General features: G+C 70.8%; 15 protein-coding genes. 7 read left to right on the plus strand and 8 right to left on the minus strand.

Going from position 1 to position 18,938, the window contains the following annotated elements:
* Positions 1-616 precede the first annotated feature (616 nt).
* The 4 genes from ACFW5B_RS15065 (at position 617) to ACFW5B_RS15080 (ending at position 4,817) form a co-directional block, all read left to right on the plus strand.
* Complete coding sequence (locus tag ACFW5B_RS15065; protein ID WP_386438828.1) at positions 617-1,378, plus strand: TraR/DksA family transcriptional regulator; 762 nt, start codon at positions 617-619, stop codon at positions 1,376-1,378.
* Between the two features lie 122 nt (positions 1,379-1,500).
* Positions 1,501-2,103, plus strand: coding sequence for a signal peptidase II (gene lspA, locus ACFW5B_RS15070; protein WP_386438831.1), 603 nt, complete (start codon positions 1,501-1,503; stop codon positions 2,101-2,103).
* Positions 2,104-2,182: 79 nt separating this feature from the next.
* Positions 2,183-3,124 (plus strand): RluA family pseudouridine synthase, encoded by a 942-nt coding sequence (locus ACFW5B_RS15075; protein WP_386438834.1) that lies wholly within the window; start codon positions 2,183-2,185, stop codon positions 3,122-3,124.
* Between the two features lie 97 nt (positions 3,125-3,221).
* Complete coding sequence (locus ACFW5B_RS15080; RefSeq protein ID WP_386438837.1) at positions 3,222-4,817, plus strand: Na+/H+ antiporter; 1,596 nt, start codon at positions 3,222-3,224, stop codon at positions 4,815-4,817.
* 55 nt (positions 4,818-4,872) lie between these two features.
* Here ACFW5B_RS15080 and ACFW5B_RS15085 read toward each other — a convergent pair whose 3' ends face one another.
* On the minus strand, positions 4,873-5,967 hold the full coding sequence (locus ACFW5B_RS15085) for a mechanosensitive ion channel family protein (protein WP_386439110.1): 1,095 nt from the start codon (positions 5,965-5,967) through the stop codon (positions 4,873-4,875).
* 105 nt (positions 5,968-6,072) lie between these two features.
* Between ACFW5B_RS15085 and ACFW5B_RS15090 the strand changes: the two genes are divergently transcribed.
* Positions 6,073-6,684: a dienelactone hydrolase family protein gene (locus ACFW5B_RS15090; protein ID WP_386439112.1), complete on the plus strand. Its 612-nt coding sequence runs from the start codon at positions 6,073-6,075 to the stop codon at positions 6,682-6,684.
* 43 nt (positions 6,685-6,727) lie between these two features.
* On the opposite strand, the gene ACFW5B_RS15095 is transcribed toward ACFW5B_RS15090, so the two are convergent.
* From ACFW5B_RS15095 to ACFW5B_RS15120, 6 genes are all read right to left on the minus strand, one after another.
* Positions 6,728-8,371: an alkaline phosphatase D family protein gene (locus tag ACFW5B_RS15095; RefSeq protein ID WP_386438840.1), complete on the minus strand. Its 1,644-nt coding sequence runs from the start codon at positions 8,369-8,371 to the stop codon at positions 6,728-6,730.
* A 90-nt stretch (positions 8,372-8,461) separates the two neighbouring features.
* Positions 8,462-9,403, minus strand: a complete 942-nt coding sequence (locus tag ACFW5B_RS15100) for a thioredoxin domain-containing protein (protein ID WP_386438843.1) — start codon at positions 9,401-9,403, stop codon at positions 8,462-8,464.
* A 44-nt stretch (positions 9,404-9,447) separates the two neighbouring features.
* Positions 9,448-10,155, minus strand: a complete 708-nt coding sequence (locus tag ACFW5B_RS15105) for a hypothetical protein (protein WP_386438846.1) — start codon at positions 10,153-10,155, stop codon at positions 9,448-9,450.
* Positions 10,156-10,279: 124 nt separating this feature from the next.
* On the minus strand, positions 10,280-11,089 hold the full coding sequence (locus ACFW5B_RS15110; protein WP_386438849.1) for a thioredoxin domain-containing protein: 810 nt from the start codon (positions 11,087-11,089) through the stop codon (positions 10,280-10,282).
* A 50-nt stretch (positions 11,090-11,139) separates the two neighbouring features.
* Positions 11,140-11,799 carry a hypothetical protein gene (locus ACFW5B_RS15115; RefSeq protein ID WP_386438852.1) on the minus strand — a complete coding sequence of 220 codons (660 nt, stop codon included), beginning with the start codon at positions 11,797-11,799 and terminating at the stop codon, positions 11,140-11,142.
* 110 nt (positions 11,800-11,909) lie between these two features.
* Positions 11,910-13,271: a DUF2252 domain-containing protein gene (locus ACFW5B_RS15120; protein WP_386438855.1), complete on the minus strand. Its 1,362-nt coding sequence runs from the start codon at positions 13,269-13,271 to the stop codon at positions 11,910-11,912.
* Positions 13,272-13,486: 215 nt separating this feature from the next.
* Between ACFW5B_RS15120 and dnaE the strand changes: the two genes are divergently transcribed.
* The gene (gene dnaE / locus ACFW5B_RS15125; protein ID WP_386438858.1) at positions 13,487-17,038 is read left to right on the plus strand and encodes a DNA polymerase III subunit alpha; all 3,552 of its coding nucleotides are present in this window, start codon (positions 13,487-13,489) and stop codon (positions 17,036-17,038) included.
* Between the two features lie 81 nt (positions 17,039-17,119).
* On the opposite strand, the gene ACFW5B_RS15130 is transcribed toward dnaE, so the two are convergent.
* Positions 17,120-17,293 (minus strand): hypothetical protein, encoded by a 174-nt coding sequence (locus tag ACFW5B_RS15130; protein WP_386438861.1) that lies wholly within the window; start codon positions 17,291-17,293, stop codon positions 17,120-17,122.
* A 273-nt stretch (positions 17,294-17,566) separates the two neighbouring features.
* Here ACFW5B_RS15130 and ACFW5B_RS15135 point away from each other — a divergent pair, with 273 nt between their 5' ends.
* On the plus strand, positions 17,567-18,868 hold the full coding sequence (locus ACFW5B_RS15135; protein ID WP_386438864.1) for an NYN domain-containing protein: 1,302 nt from the start codon (positions 17,567-17,569) through the stop codon (positions 18,866-18,868).
* The last annotated feature ends 70 nt before the right edge of the window (positions 18,869-18,938 follow it).

The raw sequence follows: 18,938 nt of genomic DNA on the forward strand, positions 1-18,938 counted from the left end.
TGCTGCGTTCTCCGTCCGGAGGGACGAGAGCCTGGGCTCCCGCGGTACCACCCTCCTTGGCGGTGCCGCTGCACCGCCCCCTCATTGGGGTCGCGCTGCCGGTTCTACTCGTCTTGGGGCCGAGGCCCGTGGGCGGGGCCCACTGTCCAGACCCGTGGGCGGGCCCACTGTCCAAGACTTTCTTCCGGCGGCTCCGGGGTGATCTTCACGTCGTGCACGCCCCCGGGCTCCCACCGTCCCCGGGTCGCTGCTGGCTGCGTACGGCGCTACTCGTCCCGTCATTGCCTTTCGCTGGGCCCAGTGTACGGGCCCGCGCCGACAGCGGCCGACCGGTTTTCCGGCGGCCGGGCGGGGCCCGGTGCGGGACGCCGAAACGGGGGTGCTGTCGGGCGGGTGCCGGGTCCCGTGGCGATGACCCGAATGGCCAGCGGGCCGCTGCGTCTCCTGCACGGCGGGTTCGGCCCGGCGGGAAGCGGGCACAACCGGGGCGTAACGCACTCCCGGGGCGGGCGCGGGGCCCGGTGGGCGGTGCGTCCCGTTGCCGCGTGGCGTGTGGCGATTTATCGTTCCCGTCACGATTCGCGAACAAAGTCACATATGTGAAGGGGTCGCGGCCATGGTGGCGAAAAAGACCGCCGCGGAGAAGAGCACGACGCCTGCCGACGAGGCCGTCGCGAAGCAGCCTGCAGCGAAGAAGACAGCTCCGAAGAAGGCCGCGGCCAAGAGGACGGCGGCCGGGACGGCCACGCCGGAGAAAACGACGGCCAAGAAGGCGGCGGCGAAGAAGACCGTGAAGAAGACGGCGGCGAAGAAGACGGTGGTGAAGAAGGCGGCAGCAAAGAAGGCCGCGAAGAAAGCTCCGGCCAAGACGGCCGCGGTGTCCGCCAAGAAGACGGGAGCCAAGACGGTGGTGGCGAAGAAGACCGCGGCCACGGCGCACGGCGACGACTCCGCGGTGCCCATGGCCCGGGTGGCCGCGGCGCCGGACGAGCTCGCCGTACGGCCCGGTGAGGAACCCTGGACGCCCGCGGAGGTCGCCGAGGCGCGGACGGAGCTGATGGCGGAGACGGAGCGGCTGCGGCTGGAGATCGTCTCGGCCGAGGACGCCATCGCCGGGCTGATGCGCGACTCCGGCGACGGCGCGGGCGACGACGAGGCCGACACCGGCAGCAAGAACATCACCCGCGAACACGAGCTGGCGCTCGCCTCCAACGCCCGCGAGATGCTCCACCAGACCGAACGGGCCCTCGGCCGGCTGGACGCGGGCACCTATGGACTGTGCGAGAACTGCGGCAACCCCATCGGCAAGGCACGGATGCAGGCATTCCCGCGCGCGACGCTGTGCGTGGAGTGCAAACAGCAACAGGAGCGCCGCTGAGTGCGCCACCCCGTGGCGCGGACGGCACCCCGTACCGCCCGCGCCCGTACGCGTGTGCCGTACTCTCGTGGTTCAGCCGGGCACGGCCCGGCCGGGGACACAACGGGCTGAGGGACGCACACGTGGCAGAGGCCGAACGCATCACCGGTACGCCGGAACCCGAGCCGGGGACCGGGGCGGATCCCGCGACGGGGTCCGAAGGGGGAGATCCGGTGCAGCCGGAGCAGGGCAAGGGCCGCGGCACGCGGCGGATCGCCGCACTGCTGCTGGTCGCGCTCTTCGTCTACCTGCTCGACCTGGGCAGCAAGCTCCTCGTGGTCGCCAAGCTGGAGCACCACGCGCCCATCGAGGTGATCGGGACGCTGCTGCGGTTCACGGTGATCCGTAACCGCGGCGCCGCGTTCGGCATGGGCGAGGCGCTGACGATCTTCCTCACCATCATCGCGACGGCCGTGATCCTGGTGATCGCCCGGATCGCCCGCAAGCTCTACAGCCTGCCCTGGGCGATCGCGCTCGGGCTGCTGCTCGGCGGCGCCTTCGGCAATCTCACCGACCGGATCTTCCGCGCGCCGGGCGTCTTCGAGGGTGCGGTGGTCGACTTCATCGCACCGGCGCACTTCGCGGTCTTCAACCTCGCCGACTCCGCGATCGTCTGCGGCGGCATCCTCATCGTGATCCTCTCCTTCAAGGGTCTGGACCCCGACGGAACCGTCCACAAGGACTGAACCGGCGCGTCCGGGGCCGCCCTCCGGGACGCCCCGCCCACCGGGCAGGACACCGTGGCGGGACTGCCATACTCGTGGGGTGAGCACCATTCCCGAGATCCGCACCCTGCCCGTACCGGACGGCCTGGAGGGCGAGCGCGTAGACGCCGCGCTGGCCCGGATGTTCGGCTTCTCCCGTACGAAGGCGGCCGAACTCGCCGCCGCCGGAAAGGTCCGGGTCGACGGATCCGAGGTGATGAAGTCGGAGCGGGTGCACGGCGGCGCGTGGCTGGAGGTCGAGATGCCGCAGGCCGCGCCGCCCGTCGAGATCGTCGCCGAGCCCGTCGAGGGCATGGAGATCGTGCACGACGACGACGACATCGTGGTGATCATGAAGCCGGTCGGGGTCGCCGCGCACCCCAGCCCCGGCTGGACCGGAACGACCGTCATCGGTGGCCTGGCCGCGGCCGGCTACCGCATCTCCACCTCCGGCGCCGCCGAGCGCCAGGGCATCGTGCACCGTCTCGACGTCGGCACCTCCGGCCTGATGGTGGTCGCCAAGTCCGAGCGCGCCTACACCCTGCTCAAGCAGCAGTTCCGGGAGCGGACGGTCGACAAGCGCTACCACTCCCTGGTCCAGGGGCACCCGGACCCGATGAGCGGCACCATCGACGCCCCGATCGGCCGCCACCCCCAGCACGACTACAAGTGGGCGGTCACCGCCGAGGGCAAGCCTTCGGTCACCCACTACGACCTGATCGAGGCGTTCCGCGCGGCCAGCCTGCTCGACATCAAGCTGGAGACCGGCCGCACCCACCAGATCCGGGTGCACATGGCCGCGCACCGCCACCCCTGCGTCGGCGATCTGACCTACGGCGCGGACCCCACCCTCGCCAAGCGGCTGGGCGTCGGCCGGCAGTGGCTGCACGCGGTCCGGCTGGGCTTCGAGCACCCCGCGGACGGCCGCTGGGCCGAGTTCGAGAGCAGCTACCCGGACGATCTGCAGCACGCCCTGGACACCGTCCGGCGCGAGAGCAGCTGACGCGGCGGACCGCACGGGCCGCCACGGCGGGTGGCTGACAGCTTCATGGCAGGCTGGGGGCGGAACATGACCGGATCCGACCCCGGAGCGTCGCCACGTGGACCAGCTGGCCCTGATCTTCGTTCTGCTGCTCGGGGCCGTGGTCATGGTTCCGGTCGGCGACCGGCTGGGGCTTCCCTCACCGGTGCTGATGACGCTCGCCGGGGCCGTGCTGGCGCTGCTGCCGTTCGTGCCCAATGTCGAGGTGCCGCCCGAGTTCATCCTGCCGGTGGTGCTGCCGCCGCTGCTCTACGCGGCCGTCCAGCGCACCTCCTGGCGGCAGTTCACCGCCAACCTCCGGCCGATCTTCCTGCTCGCCGTGGCACTGGTCTTCGCCACCACGGCCGCGGTCGCCGCGGTCGCCCAGGCGGTGGTGCCCGGGATGCCGGTGGCCGCGGCGGTGGTGCTCGGTGCGCTGGTCGCACCGCCCGACCCGGTCGCCGCGACCGCCGTCGCCGGCAAGCTCGGACTGCCCCGCCGGCTGGTCTCCATCCTGGAGGGCGAGGGGCTGTTCAACGACGTCACCGCGATCGTGCTCTACCACGTCGCGCTCGCCGCGGCGATCAGCGGCACCTTCTCGGTGCCCGCCGCGGTCGGTTCACTGGTGCTGTCCGCGGTGGTGGCCATAGCCGTCGGCCTGCTGCTCGGCTGGATCACCAACAAGCTGATGGGGCTGCTCGGTGACCCGACGCTGCAGATCGGGCTGACGCTGCTGGTGCCCTTCGTCTCCTATGTGCTGGCCGAGGAGTTCCACGGGTCCGGTGTGCTCGCGGTGCTGACCTGCGCGCTGTTCCTGGCCGAGTACGCCGTCGACGCGGACGACGTGATGGGCCGGCTGGCCGGCTACACCTTCTGGGAGGTCGTCGACACCCTCGTCACCGGCGTCGCGTTCGGGCTGATCGGTCTGGAGCTGCACAACATCTTCGGGGCCGCTTCGCACCGTTGGGGCCAGCTGCTCGGGGCCGGCGCCGCGGTCGTCGGGGTGGTCGTCGGCGTCCGGCTGCTGTGGCTGCTGCCCGCCGCCTGGCTGGCCAAGCGGATGCACAAGCTCCGGGACTACGACGAGGAGATCCCGATGAGCTGGCGGGAGACGCTCATCATGTGGTGGTCGGGGATGCGCGGGGTGGCGTCCGTGGCGCTGGCGCTGGCCATTCCCTTCACCGTCGACGGCGGCGACGGCTTCCCGGTCCGCGACGACATCCTCTTCATCGCCTTCGCGGTGGTGCTCAGCACCCTGCTCATCCAGGGGCTGACGCTGCCCTGGCTGGTGCGCAAGCTGCGGGTGCGCGCCGACACCGATGCCGTCGACGCGCTGGAGCGGGAGCTCGCGCTCCGGGTGATCAAGGCGTCCAAGCGGCGGCTGAAGGAGATCCTGGAGGTCGAGGAGGTGCCCGACGAGGTCAGCGACCAGCTGGCGCGCCGGGCGTACGACATGGGCGCCCGGATCGCGCCGGACATCGTCGACGACGAGCGGCGCGAGCTCTTCGAGAAGCGCATCCACCGGATGAAGAAGGTGCAGCGCATCCAGGGCGAGATGCTCTCGGCCGCGCGGCACGAGGTGCTCGCCGCGCGCAGTGAGCCGGGCGCGGACCCGGAGATCGTCGACCGGGTGCTGCGCCATCTCGACATGCGCAGTCTGCGGCACACCCCATGACGCGGGGGCACGGCCCTGACCGGCCGTGCCCCTGAGTGGTCCGCTCCTCGGCCCGTCAGCCCTTGGGCAGCTGCCGGGCATCCGGTTCCTCGCCGTGGCGGGCCTCCGGAACGCCGAGCGGGGCCGGGGCGGTGCTGATCCGTGGCAGCGCGTAGGCGTGCTCGGCCCGCAGCCACTCCAGCAGCCGCTCGCGGACCTCGCAGCGCACCGTCCAGAGGGTGTCCGCGTCCCGGGCGGTGACCAGTGCCCGCACCACGATCGTGGACGGAGTGGTGTCGGTGACCACCAGGCTCCAGGACCTGCCGTCCCAGTCCGGGCACTCCTGAAGAACCTCCAGCAGCCGCTGGCGCATCTTCTCCACCGGCGCGCTGTGGTCGAGGTGGAACAGGACCGTGCCGGTCATCTGCGCCCCGCCGCGCGACCAGTTCTCGAACGGCTTGCCGGTGAAGTACGACACCGGCATGGTGATCCGGCGCTCGTCCCAGGTCCGTACGGTCAGGAAGGTCAGCGTGATCTCCTCGACCGTGCCCCACTCACCGTCCACGACGACGGTGTCCCCTATCCGCACCATGTCGCCGAACGCGATCTGGAGCCCGGCGAAGAGGTTGCCGAGGGTGGACTGGGCGGCTATACCGGCGACGATGCCGAGCAGTCCGGCGGACGCCAGCATGGACGTGCCGACCGCCCGCATCTCCGGGAACGTCAGCAGCATCGACGCGGCGGCGACGACGATCACCACTGCCGTCACCACCCGCTGGATCAGCGTCACCTGCGTCCGCACCCGCCGGACCCGGGCCGCGTCCCGCGCGCCGGCCGCATAGCGCGAGTACGACGACTCGACGATCGCCGCCGCGGCCCGGACCACCAGCCAGGCGGTGGCCGCGATCAGGACCAGGGTCAGCGCCCGGCCGATCCCCGCCTCGTGATCCGCGGCGATCTTCAGCCCCGACTCGTCGAACGAGCCGCGCAGCAGGGCGGCGCACAGGGCCACCTGCAGCGGTATGCGGCAGCGGCGCAACAGCCCCCACAACGGGGTCTCCGGGTGCGCGGCGTCGACCCGGCGCAGGGCGCGGTCGGTGAGCCAGCCCAGGACGAGGGTGATGACGATCGAGCCGCCGATGACGACGATCGGACGCAGCACGGCCTCCAGGGACACGGTCATCCTCCTTGCTGTGGTGCGTGCGGTGTGCTCCTGCAAGTCCTGTCGACGGTAGCTGGCACGATGGGGGCAGTGCGATCCAACTCCAGGGAAGTGATGTCAGTGCCGGCCTCCGCCGAGTCCCCGACCAGCGGGCTTTCGACGATTGTGCTCTTTCATTCGGTGTGCGGGCTGCGTCCTGCGGTGCACGCCGCGGCGGACCGGCTGCGGGCCGCGGGACACGAGGTCGTCGTCCCCGATCTGTTCGACGGCCGGACCGCGGACACGGTGCCGGACGGCATCCTCATCAAGGACGAGATCGGCAAGGAGGAGCTGCTCAAGCGGGCCATCACGGCCGTGGCGCCGTACTCCGACCGCGGGCTGGTCTACGCCGGCTTCTCCTTCGGCGGCTCGGTCGCCCAGAACCTCGCGCTGGGCGACGACAGGACCCGCGGGCTGCTCCTGCTGCACGGCACCTCGGACCTCGCCGAGGACGCGGTCGCCGACGATCTGCCGGTGCAGCTGCACGTCGCCGACCCGGACCCGTACGAGCCGCACGACTGGCTGAACGCCTGGTACCTGCGGATGCGCCGGGCCGGCGCGGACGTAGAGGTCTTCCGCTACGCCGGCGCCGGCCACCTCTTCACCGATCCCGAGCTGCCCGACTACGACGCGGAGGCCGCCGAGCGCGCCTGGAAGGTGGCGCTGGGCTTCCTCGCCGAGCTGTGATCCGGGCGGACCCTGGGGCGGGGGAGGCGCGGGAGGTGTTCCGTCAGCCGACCGGCTGGTCCGCCCGCTCGATTTGCTGGGTGCCGGACCGGGTGCGGTACGAGCGCAGCAGTGTGCTGGTGGCCTCGGGGTCGGTCTTGTCGGAGATCCCGAAGTAGTCCATCTGCGTGCGCTCGGTGCTGACGTCCAGGACCCCGTAGCCGTGGGAGTCCATGTCCAGCCACTTCACATGGCGGTTGGCGGCCTTGAGGGCGGCGACCCCGGCCAGCGAGATGGTGTGCGGGGCGACGTGCAGGAAGTCGTCCACGTTGTCGGAGGTGACGGAGGTGACCACGAACTCCGTCGCCACCGCCTGGTCGGCGGGGTAGGTCGCCGCCTGCAGCGGCACCTCGTTGGCCCAGGCCATGTGGATGTCGCCGGTCAGGAAGACGGTGTTGTCGATCCCGCGGTCGCTGAGGTGGCTCAGCAGCTCGCGGCGGTCGTCGGTGTAGCCGTCCCACTGGTCGGTGTTGATCGCCAGGCCCTCCTTGGGTATCCCGAGGATGTCGGCGAGCGGTCCGAGCAGCTTCGCGGGGACGGCGCCGAAGGCGACCTGCGAGATCATCACCGAGGTGCCGACCAGCCGCCAGGCGGTGTCCGAGCGCTCCAGACCGGCCTTGAGCCAGTCCAGCTGCGCCCGCCCGGTCAGGGTGCGGCTCGGGTCGTCGACCGCGCCGCTGCCCGGCTTGGCCTGCTCGTCGCGGAACGACCGCAGATCCAGCAGGTGCAGATCGGCGAGGGTGCCGAAGCGCAGCCTGCGGTAGGTGGTGCCGGCGGTCGACGGGCGCACCGGCATCCACTCGAAGTACGCCTGCTTCGCCGCGGCCATCCTCGCGGACCAGGAGCCCTCGCTGTCCGGGGTGTGGTTCGTCGCGCCGCCCTTCCAGGCGTTGTCGGCGAACTCGTGGTCGTCCCAGATGGCGATGACCGGGTGCGTGGCGTGCATGGCCAGCGCGTCCGGGTCGGTCTTGTGGACGCCGTGCCGGATGCGGTAGTCGGCGAGCGTCAGCAGCTCGTGGGCGGGGGAGTGCGGGCGGACGACGTACTTGAACTCCGGGTACTCGCCGGACTTGTACTCGTAGAGGTAGTCGCCCAGGTGCAGCACCGCGTCCAGGTCGGTGCGGGCGGCCAGGTGCCGGTACGGGGAGAAGTAGCCGGACTCCCAGTTGGCGCAGGAGACCACGCCGAAGCGGACGTTGCCGGCGGCGGTGTCGTGGGCCGGGGTGGTGCGGGTCCGGCCCACGGGGGAGTGCTGCCCGTCGACGGTGAAGCGGTAGTAGTAGTGGGTGGCGGGGCGCAGGCCGCGGACGTCCGCCTTGACGGTGTGGTCGGTGGCGGCCGAGGAGGTCAGGCTCCCCCGGGCGACGACGGCCTTGAAGTCCTTGTCGGTCGCCACCTGCCAGCTCACCTTGGTCGCCGGTCCCCGGCCGGAGCCGGGGGTGGCCGCCGCGGTCGGGGTGACCCGGGTCCACAGCAGGACGCCGTCCGGGAGCGGGTCACCGGAGGCGACGCCGTGCTGGAAGAAGCGGGCCGGGTCCGGCCCGTCTTGGGCCTGCGCGGTGGCGGCGCCGGCGAACGGGAGAAGAGCGGCGGTGGCGGCTACGGCCGTGACGGCAGTGCGGCGCGAGATCTGGTCATGATCGGTCACGGCCGCACACCCTACTGGCCGGTAAGCGGTCCCGGGAGGGCGAATTCAGCGGAACTCCGAGAATTCGCCCGCCCGTTGGCCAAAAGGCACTCAGCGAGAGGCCGTGGGGTCCTTTTCGCCCTCGCGGATGCCCTTCTGGCCGTCTTCGCCCTTGCCGCCGCCCTTGCCCGGGTCCGGCTTCCCGGAGCCCTTCGCCGGGCCGAACTCCTTGTCGATCATCTTCTTGAAGTTGGCCTGCGCGAGCTGGTTGTACTGCGCCTGCGTCATCTGCTGCTGCGGGACCTGGGGGATCGTCAGCTTCTTGTCGCCGTGCATGAAGTTGGGCGTGGCCTTGACGCCCTTACGGCCGAAGAGCGCGGTCATGTCCATCACCCAGCGGTCGTAGGTGCCCTGCTTCACCGCCGTCTCGAACGCCTTGTTGTCCTTCAGCTCCGGCACCGTCGCGGCGACCTTGAGCAGTTCGGCGTCCTTGGCGTAGCTGTCCACCTGCTCCTCGGGGTGGAACTTGGTGGAGTACAGCGCCGTCTTGTACTTCAGGAACGCCTCCGGGCTGACATTCAGCGCCGCGCCGAGCGCGCTCAGCGCGTTCTTCGAGCCCTCGCCGCCGGCCGGTGTGTCGTCGATGAAGGTGTACATGGAGAAGCGGACCCGGTAGCGGCCGTCCTTGATGTCCTTGAGCAGTGCCTCGCCGCTGCTCTGCTCGAAGGCGGCGCACGCCGGGCAGCGGACGTCCTCGAAGACCTCCAGGGTCTCCTTGGCGTTCTTGTCGCCTATCAGGATCTCGGTGCCGTTCTTGCCCTGGGTGTGCGCGGGCGCGACGGGCTTGGCCTCCTTGGCGGCCTCCCAGCCCGTGGGCTGGTTGGCCTTCATCACCAGGTAGCCGACGCCGCCGGCCACCGCCAGGACGCCGACCAGGGCGCCGGCCACGACGAGTTGACGGCGCAGCTTCTCCTGCTTCTTCTGGCGTTCGCGCTCGGCCCGGATGCGCTCGCGGGCCGCGGCCTTGTTGGCCTGGGTGTTGCGGTTGCTCATGGGGGGGTTCCGTCCCTCGGAATGGGGTGACTGCTGCGGACCGGTCAGACGGCGGCCGGCGGCGGGCCGCGGCGCAGTACGCAGTGCACGAGGAGGGGCAGCGGGCGGGCCGGTGGCGGCGGGAGCAGGGGGCGGATGCGCCGGCGGGGCGCGGGGGCCGCGGTGCCGGCCGCCGCGGCCGCGGTGCGCAGCGGGCGGAAGGCGGCGGCCGCGGCGGCGCACAGCAGGGCGTCCAGGGCGGTGTCCCCGCGGTGCAGCCAGCCGGCCGCGAGCAGACCGACGGCGACATGGGCGGCGAGCAGCAGCCAGGGTCCGGCCGCCGGTACCGGCGGCAGCGGGGTGTCCGTATGGGCGGCGATTCTGGCGAGCGGGGTGCCCAACTCGCCGCCCCCGCACAGCAGACCGACGCCGACCGAGCGCAGCGGCCCGGTGACCGGGCCGCCGGCCGCGCCGTAACAGGTGTGCTGGCCGGCGGTGAAGACGGTGTCGGCGGCCAGCTCCAGCGGCACCAGCAGCGCGGCGATCCGGCCGTAGCCGCGCTCCCGTCCGGTCAGCGCATAGGCCGCTGCGAAGACGCCGGCGCAGATCGCGGCCACCGAGGCGGGCGGCAACGGGGCGCGGGAGAGCAGGACATGGGAGGTCGCGGACAGGGTGGTGCACAGCGCGGTGAACAACGCCGCCCGCACCGCCCTGAGCTGGACCCCCGGCGCGGATGCCGGCCGGGCCCCGGGACGCCCTCCCGTCGCCTGCACGTTCGGAGTCTGCCATGTGCACGGCGCCCGGACGGGTCAAGATTTGGCATCGGCCGGTGTGCGGGGAGCACACCGGCCGAGGCGGGGGACGGAGCGCCGGACGCGGGACCGGCGCTCCGCCGTGTCACTTCTTCAGTTCCTTGTCCACCATGGAGTTGAAGGCGGCGACGCTGGACGGCGCGGCCTTGCCCTGCGGGGTGTCCGTGCCCAGCACCGTGCCGTTGAGCTTGATGGTGGGGGTGCTCTTGACGTCCTTGACGGAGTCGAAGGCCTTGGAGACCCCGAGCGCCCAGCGGTCGTACGTACCGGACTTGACGGCCTTCTGGAAGGCGGCGTTCCCCTTCAGCGCGGGGACGGTGTCGGCCACCTTGATCAGGTAGCTGTCGTCGGCGAACTTGTCCGGCCCGGTCTCGTCCGGGTGGAACTCCTTGGAGTACAGCGCGTACTTGTACTTCAGGAAGGCGTCCGGGCTGACGTTGAGGGCGGCGCCCAGTGCATTGAGCGCGTTCTTGGAGCCGGTGCCCTGGAGGTTGTTGTCCAGGAACGTCCCCAGGTGGTAGGTGGCCTTGTACTTGCCGTCCTTGATGTCCTTCTCGATGGTGGCGCCGGCGGTCTGCTCGAAGGCGGCGCAGCCGGGGCAGCGCGGGTCCTCGAAGAGTTCCAGGGTGTTCTTGGCGTCCGCCTTGCCGACGACGATCGTGGTGCCGTTGGCGCCGCTGGAGTTGGCGGGCTTGACCAGCGGGCCGGTCGCGGCGTCGTCACCCGAGCCGGCGACGACCAGCCCGATGCCGCCGGCGATCGCCAGGACGCCGACGATCGCGCCGCCGACGATCAGCTGCCGGCGGAGCCGGTCCCGCTTGGCCTGCCGCTCGCGCTCGGCGCGCAGCCGCTCGCGGGCCGCCTGCTTGTTGGCCTGGTTGTTGCGATTGCTCATGACTGTTCGTGCTCCGTGGGATTCCGTGGGACGGGGAGGTGTGCGGTGGCCTACGCGGCGAGCGCGCAGGGCGGCCCACGGCGCACGACACAGTGCACGAGCAGGGGTACGGTGCGGGCCGGACGGCCGGACCGTACGGGAACGGGCGCCGGGCGGCGCGGGGCGGCGGTGGCGCCGTTGACCGCGACGGCGAGGAGCAGCGGGCGGAAGGCGAAACCGGCCACCGCGCGCAGCAGCCCGACCAGCGCGGCCTCACCACGGCGCAGCCAGCCCGCCGCCAGCAGCCCGATCAGCAGATGCGCGGCGAGCAGGACCAGCCAGCTGCTCACCGGACCGGCCTGGTCCGCGGGCAGCCGGGTCAGCGGGGCCCCGACCGGGTCACCGCCGCACAGCAGGTCCACGCCGAGCGAACGCAACGGGCCGGCGACCGGGCCGCCGGCCGCGCCGTAACAGGTGTGCTGGCCGAGGCTGAAGACCAGATCCGCGGCGAGTTCCAGGGGGACCAGCAGCGCCGCGATGCGCCAGTAGCCGCGCTCCCGGCCGGCCAGCGCATAGGCGAGGACGAACACGGCGGTGCTGAGCGCGGCCACGGTGACCAGCGGCAGCGGCATACGGGACAGCAGGACGTGGGACGTCGAGGACAGCGTGACGCACAGCGCCGTGAAGAGCGCCGCGCGCAGTGCCCGCAGGTGTCCCGCCGAAATGTCCATCGCAGCCGAGTGTGCCATGAGCAGGGATAAGAGGTGCTTAAGGGGGGCCGAAGCCGTACGCACCGGTGGATACGGCGCGTACGGAACGTTGCGGGCCCCCGAAGCCGTGCCTACAGGCCGGGGATCCGGCCGTTGCGGAAGAGGTCCACGAAGATCTGGTGGTCGGCACGGGCACGGGCGCCGTAGGAGTGCGCGAAGTCCACCAGCAGCGCCGCGAAGCCCTCCTCGTCGGCCGCGATGGCCGCGTCGATGGCCCGCTCCGTGGAGAACGGGACCAGTGAGTGGCCGCTCTCGTCGTCCGCGGCGGCGTGCATGGTCGCGGTGGCCCGGCCCAGGTCGGCCACCACGGCCGCGATCTCCTCCGGGTCGTCGATGTCGGACCAGTCCAGGTCGACCGCGTACGGCGAGATCTCGGCGACCAGCTGGCCCGCGCCGTCGAGTTCGGTCCAGCCCAGCCACGGGTCGGCGTGGTCCTGCAGGGCGCGCTGCGAGATCACCGTGCGGTGGCCCTCGTGCCGGAAGTAGCCGCGGACCGCGGGGTCGGTGATGTGCCGGGAGACGGCCGGGGTCTGGGCCTGCTTCATGTAGATCACGACATCGTTCTCCAGGGCGTCGCTGTTGCCCTCCAGAAGGATGTTGTACGACGGCAGACCGGCCGAGCCGATGCCGATGCCGCGGCGGCCCACCACGTCCTTGACGCGGTAGGAGTCCGGGCGGTCCAGGCTCGACTCCGGCAGCGTCTCCAGATAGCCGTCGAAGGCGGCGAGGACCTTGTAGCGGGTCGCCGCGTCCAGCTCGACGCTGCCGCCGCCCGGGGCGAAGCGCCGCTCGAAGTCACGGATCTCGGTCATCGAGTCCAGCAGCCCGAACCGGGTCAGCGAGCGGGCGTCGCGCAGCGCGTCCAGCAGCGGGCCCTCGGCGGTGTCGAGGGTGAAGGGCGGCAGCTCGTCCTTGTCGGAGCGCCGGGTCCGAGAGGCGAGGGCGTGGATGCGCTCCCGGTAGGCGGCCGCGTAGGTGCGCACCAGGTCGGTGATCTGCTTGTCGCTGAGCGCCTTGGCGTAGCCGATCAGCGCGACCGAGGCGGCGAACCGCTTCAGGTCCCAGGTGAACGGGCCGACATAGGCCTCGTCGAAGTCGTTGACGTTGAAGATCAGCCGGCCCGTGGCGTCCATGTACGTGCCGAAGTTCTCGGCGTGCAGATCGCCGTGGATCCACACCCGGGCGGTCCGCTCGTCCAGATACGGGCCGTTGTCGGTGCCGCCGTCCTCCGTGGCGAACGCCTCCAGGTCCCGGTAGAACAGGCAGGCCGTTCCCCGGTAGAAGGCGAAGGCGGAGGCGGCCATCTTGCGGAACTTGACACGGAAGGCCGCGGGGTCGGCGGCGAGCAGCTCCCCGAAGGCGGTGTCGAAAACGGCGAGGATCTCCTCGCCGCGCTGCGCGGCGTCCTGCGCCGGGGCGTGCTGGGACGGCATCGCTGGGTGCCTCCTGAGGTGCGGAACGGTACGGGATCCGTGACATGACGCCCGGCGCCGGCCGGGCGGGATCTGCCACTGACAACGCGCGAGGCTACTCGTCGGTGCCCGCCGGATGTCACCGGGGCGCCGTAGACTTCGAGACCGATATCCCGCCCCTCCCGGTCCTGCCGGGGAGGTGCCCCACACCGACCGTTTCCCGGAGGTCCTCCGCCGTGGCAGCCTCGTCCAGGCCCCCCTTCACGCACCTGCATGTCCACACCCAGTACTCACTGCTGGACGGTGCGGCGCGGCTGTCGGACATGTTCAAGGCGTGCGAGCAGATGGACATGACGCACATCGCCATGTCCGACCACGGCAACCTCCACGGCGCCTACGACTTCTTCCACACGGCGAAGAAGGCCGGGGTGACGCCGATCATCGGCATCGAGGCGTATGTCGCCCCCGAGTCGCGCCGCAACAAGCGCAAGATCCAGTGGGGCCAGCCGCACCAGAAGCGCGATGACGTCTCCGGTTCCGGTGGTTACACCCACAAGACGATCTGGGCGGCCAACAAGACCGGTCTGCACAACCTCTTCCGGCTGTCCTCGGACGCATACGCCGAGGGCTGGCTCCAGAAGTGGCCGCGGATGGACAAGGAGACCATCGCCCAGTGGTCCGAGGGCCTGATCGCCTCCACCGGCTGCCCCTCCGGTGAGCTCCAGACCCGGCTGCGGCTCGGCCAGTTCGACGAGGCGCTGAAGTCCGCGTCCGAGTATCAGGACATCTTCGGCAAGGACCGGTATTTCCTGGAGCTGATGGACCACGGCATCGAGATCGAACGCCGGGTCCGCGACGGCCTGCTGGAGATCGGCAAGAAGCTCGGCATCCCGCCGCTGGTCACCAACGACTCGCACTACACCTACGCCCACGAGTCCACGGCGCACGACGCCCTGCTCTGCATCCAGACCGGCAAGAACCTCTCCGACCCGGACCGCTTCCGCTTCGACGGCACCGGCTACTACCTCAAGTCCACGGACGAGATGTACGCCATCGACTCCTCGGACGCCTGGCAGCAGGGCTGCGACAACACCCGCCTGGTCGCCGACCAGATCGACGTCAGCGGGATGTTCGAGAAGCGTGACCTGATGCCGAAGTTCGACATCCCGGAGGGCTTCACGGAGGTCACCTGGTTCCAGGAGGAGGTCCGGGCCGGCATGCAGCGCCGCTTCCCGGGCGGCGTCCCCGAGGACCGGCAGAAGCAGGTCGAGTACGAGATGGACATCATCATCCAGATGGGGTTCCCGGGCTACTTCCTCGTCGTCGCCGACTTCATCATGTGGGCCAAGAACAACGGCATCGCGGTCGGCCCCGGCCGAGGCTCCGCGGCCGGTTCGATCGTGGCGTACGCCATGGGCATCACCGACCTCGACCCGATCACGCACGGACTGATCTTCGAGCGGTTCCTCAACCCCGAGCGTGTCTCCATGCCCGATGTCGACATCGACTTCGACGAGCGCAGGCGCGTCGAAGTGATCCGGTACGTCACGGAGAAGTACGGCGCCGACAAGGTCGCCATGATCGGCACCTACGGCAAGATCAAGGCCAAGAACGCCATCAAGGACTCCGCGCGCGTTCTGGGCTACCCGTACGCCATGGGCGACCGCCTCACCAAGGCGATGCCCGCCGACGTCCTCGGCAAGGGCATCGACCTCTCCGGCATCACCGACCCGAAGCACCCGCGCTACAGCGAAGCGGGCGAGATCCGGGGGATGTACGAGAACGAACCGGACGTCAAGAAGGTCATCGACACCGCCAAGGGCGTCGAGGGCCTGGTCCGTCAGATGGGTGTGCACGCGGCCGGCGTCATCATGTCCAGCGAGCCCATCGTCGACCACGCCCCGGTCTGGGTCCGGCACACCGACAACGTCACCATCACGCAGTGGGACTACCCCCAGTGCGAGTCGCTCGGCCTGCTGAAGATGGACTTCCTGGGCCTGCGCAACCTCACCATCATGGACGACGCCGTCAAGATGGTGAAGAAGAACAAGGGCGTCGACCTGGAGATGCTCTCCGTCCCGCTGGACGACCCCAAGACCTACGAGATGCTCTGCCGCGGTGACACCCTCGGCGTCTTCCAGTTCGACGGCGGCCCGATGCGTTCGCTGCTGCGGCTGATGAAGCCCGACAACTTCGAGGACATTTCCGCCGTCTCGGCCCTGTACCGCCCCGGCCCCATGGGCATGGACTCGCACACCAACTACGCGCTGCGCAAGAACGGCCTCCAGGAGATCACCCCGATCCACAAGGAGCTGGAGGAGCCGCTCAAGGAGGTCCTGGGCCTCACCCACGGCCTGATCGTCTACCAGGAGCAGGTGCAGAAGGCCGCCCAGATCATCGCCGGGTACTCCCTCGGCGAGGCCGACATCCTCCGCCGCGTCATGGGCAAGAAGAAGCCCGAGGAACTGGCGAAGAACTTCGTGCTCTTCCAGGAGGGCGCCCGCAAGAACGGCTTCTCCGACGAGGCGATCCAGGCGCTGTGGGACGTCCTGGTCCCGTTCGCCGGCTACGCCTTCAACAAGGCGCACTCCTCCGCGTACGGCCTGGTCACCTACTGGACCGCCTACCTCAAGGCGAATTACCCCGCCGAATACATGTCCGCGCTGCTGACGTCCGTGCGCGACGACAAGGACAAGTCCGCGGTCTATCTGAACGAGTGCCGGCGCATGGGCATCAAGGTGCTGCCGCCGAACGTCAACGAGTCCGAGGCGAACTTCGCCGCCCAGGGCGACGACGTGATCCTCTTCGGACTCACCGCGGTCCGCAACGTCGGCCAGAACGTCGTTGATTCGATCATCCGCTGCCGCAAGGCGAAGGGGAAGTACCTCTCCTTCCCCGACTACCTCGACAAGGTCGACGCGGTCGTCTGCAACAAGCGCACCACCGAATCACTGATCAAGGCCGGGGCCTTCGACGAGATGGGCCACACCCGCAAGGGGCTGACGGCCCACTACGAGCCGATGATCGACAACGTCGTCCAGGTCAAGCGCAAGGAGGCCGAGGGGCAGTTCGACCTCTTCGGCGGGATGGGCGACGACAGCGTCGACGAGGGGCCCGGCTTCGGTCTGGACATCGAGTTCTCGGACGTGGAGTGGGACAAGACCTACCTCCTCGCCCAGGAGCGGGAGATGCTCGGCCTCTACGTCTCCGACCACCCGCTCTTCGGCCTGGAGCACGTCCTGTCCGACAAGGCGGACGCCGCCATCGCCCAGCTGACCGGCGGCGACTACTCGGACGGCTCGATCGTCACCATCGGCGGCATCATCTCCGGCCTCCAGCGCAAGATGACCAAACAGGGCAACGCCTGGGCCATCGCCACCGTCGAGGACCTGGCCGGCTCCATCGACTGCATGTTCTTCCCGGCCACCTACCAGCTGGTGTCCACCCAACTCGTCGAGGACACCGTCGTCTTCGTCAAGGGCCGGCTCGACAAGCGGGAGGACATCCCGCGCCTGGTCGCCATGGAGATGATGGTCCCCGACCTCTCCGAGGCCGGCACCAACGCCCCCGTGACGATCACCATTCCGACCGTCAAGGTCACCCCGCCGATGGTCGAGAAGCTCGGCGAGGTGCTCAGCAGCCACCGCGGCTCCACGGAGGTGCGGATCAAGCTCCTGGGGGCCCGCAAGACGACGGTGCTCCGGCTGGACCGGCACCGGGTCACGCCCGACCCGTCGCTGTTCGGCGATCTGAAGGTGCTGCTCGGCCCGTCCTGCCTGGCGGGCTGACCGGCCGGCCCCGTGGGGCCTCGGTTACCCCGAGGGGCGCGTCCGTTGCGGACGCGCCCCTCACTTCCCCTGCGGCGAAGGTCAGTTGTGACCGAAGCGCCGCTGGTGCTTACGTGCCACGTCCGCCGGGCTGCCCTGCGCCTGGGACCGCGCCTGGGACTGTGCCTCCAGGCTCGCCTTCTCGGCCTCCTGCCGGCCGCGCTCGGCCGGGGACGACTTCTGCTGACTGCGGTCCTGCTTCTTGTCCTTGGCCATGATCGTTGCCTCCTGTGGGGGGAATCCGGGATCCGGGCCGGAACCAGACTTACATGACGGACAGACGCCTGCATTTCGGGCAATTACCGTGCGTTATATGGTTGATCACGCACCGTGCACGAAGTCCCCGCCGAATCCGCCACGCCGAAGATCGAGTTCGGGCAGATAACGCCCGTGCGGTCGGGCAGACTCGAAGGAAAGCCGAAGCACTCGAGCCATGGGCCGAGCCGGGGGGCGACCGGACTTTCAGCACCTCAGAGAAGAGGGTGGAACATGGATCGCTGCGTCGTCCTGGTGGACGCCGGGTATTTGCTCGGTGCCGCCGCCAGTCTGCTCGCCGGAGAGCCCGCCCGTTCCCGGATCACCGTCGACCATGCCGCCCTCATCCAGGGGCTGCGGCAGCGCGCCGAGGCGGAGACCGAACGGCCGCTGCTGCGGATCTACTGGTTCGACGGCGCCCCTGACCGCGTCCCGCAGCCCGAGCACCGCAGGCTGCGGGTGATGCCCCGGGTCACCGTCCGGCTGGGCGCCCTGACCCGCAGCGACGGCCGCTGGGCGCAGAAGGGCGTGGACGCCGCCATGCACGCCGAACTGACCGAACTCGCCCGTAACCGCGCCTGTTCCGACATCGTGCTGGTCACCGGCGACGGCGATCTGCTGCCCGGACTGATGTCGGCGAAGGAGCATGGCGTCGCCGTCCACCTCTGGGCCGTCCAGGCCGCGGACGGCGACTACAACCAGTCCGAGGATCTGGTCGCCGAGGCCGACGAGCGGCGGGTGCTGGACCGGACCTGGATCACCCGCGCGGTACGCGCCAAGGAACTCGGCGGCCCGTGCGCCCCGCCTCCGGTGCCCCGTCCCGAGATCGCCGCGATCCTCTCCGCGCCGCTGCCCGAGTCCGCGGTCGCCGCCGCGGCCGCCGCAGCCGCCGCGGCGGCCGGTCCGGACTCCGCCGAGCACACCCGCGACCACAACGGCGCCAACGGCGTCTCCCGCCCGGCAGCCGGTACGGGAAGCGGGCCGGCGGCCGGCGGGGAGCCCGGCGCGGCCGGAGTCAAGGTGGTACCCACCCCCAAGGACCTGGCCGGGCTCGGCCGGGCGCACGCCGCGGGCCAGCAGCCCGCCGCCGCGGGCGGCCCGGCACCCGCCGCCGGCGCCACCCTGCGCTGGTCGTCCGACAAGGGCTGGGTCGAGCGCGGCGGCCCGGCCGGCGAACCGGACGGGGCCGCCGCCCTGCCGACCCTCGCCCAGCTCACCAGCGCCGAGCAGCGCTGGGCCGACCGCGAGGAGGACATCACCGCCGTCAGCGGCGACCCCTTCGAGGTCGGCCAGGTCTTCGCCCGCCGCTGGACCGACCGGCTCTCCGACGCCGCACACCTCCAGCAGCTGTCCACGGAGTACCCGCGCATCCCGCACCGGATCGACGGTGAACTGCTGCGCTACGCCGCCCGGTTCGGTCTGCTCGCCCACAAGGACGACCAGATCGACGAGCACGACCGCTATGCGATCCGGGCCGGTTTCTGGCGCGAGGTCGATCTGCGGACGGCCGCCGAGCACGCCCCGGCCGGGGACTGACGGGCCGCACGGCCGCGGGGCCCGGCTCGCCCGCCGGTGCCCCGCGGGCCGGGCGCGGGCCGGGGACGCG

The organism is Streptomyces sp. NPDC058773, assembly GCF_042746015.1.
In the GTDB taxonomy this organism is placed as follows: Bacteria; Actinomycetota; Actinomycetes; order Streptomycetales; family Streptomycetaceae; genus Streptomyces.

Bases quoted from the DNA above. Each gene is read 5' to 3' on its own strand.
- ACFW5B_RS15065 (WP_386438828.1), top strand. From the start codon at position 617: ATGGTGGCGAAAAAGACCGCCGCGGAGAAGAGCACGACGCCTGCCGAC.
- ACFW5B_RS15110 (WP_386438849.1), bottom strand. From the start codon at position 11,089: ATGAGCAATCGCAACAACCAGGCCAACAAGCAGGCGGCCCGCGAGCGG.
- ACFW5B_RS15120 (WP_386438855.1), bottom strand. From the start codon at position 13,271: ATGCCGTCCCAGCACGCCCCGGCGCAGGACGCCGCGCAGCGCGGCGAG.
- ACFW5B_RS15130 (WP_386438861.1), bottom strand. From the start codon at position 17,293: ATGGCCAAGGACAAGAAGCAGGACCGCAGTCAGCAGAAGTCGTCCCCG.
- ACFW5B_RS15090 (WP_386439112.1), top strand. From the start codon at position 6,073: ATGTCAGTGCCGGCCTCCGCCGAGTCCCCGACCAGCGGGCTTTCGACG.
- ACFW5B_RS15135 (WP_386438864.1), top strand. From the start codon at position 17,567: ATGGATCGCTGCGTCGTCCTGGTGGACGCCGGGTATTTGCTCGGTGCC.
- ACFW5B_RS15115 (WP_386438852.1), bottom strand. From the start codon at position 11,799: ATGGACATTTCGGCGGGACACCTGCGGGCACTGCGCGCGGCGCTCTTC.
- ACFW5B_RS15100 (WP_386438843.1), bottom strand. From the start codon at position 9,403: ATGAGCAACCGCAACACCCAGGCCAACAAGGCCGCGGCCCGCGAGCGC.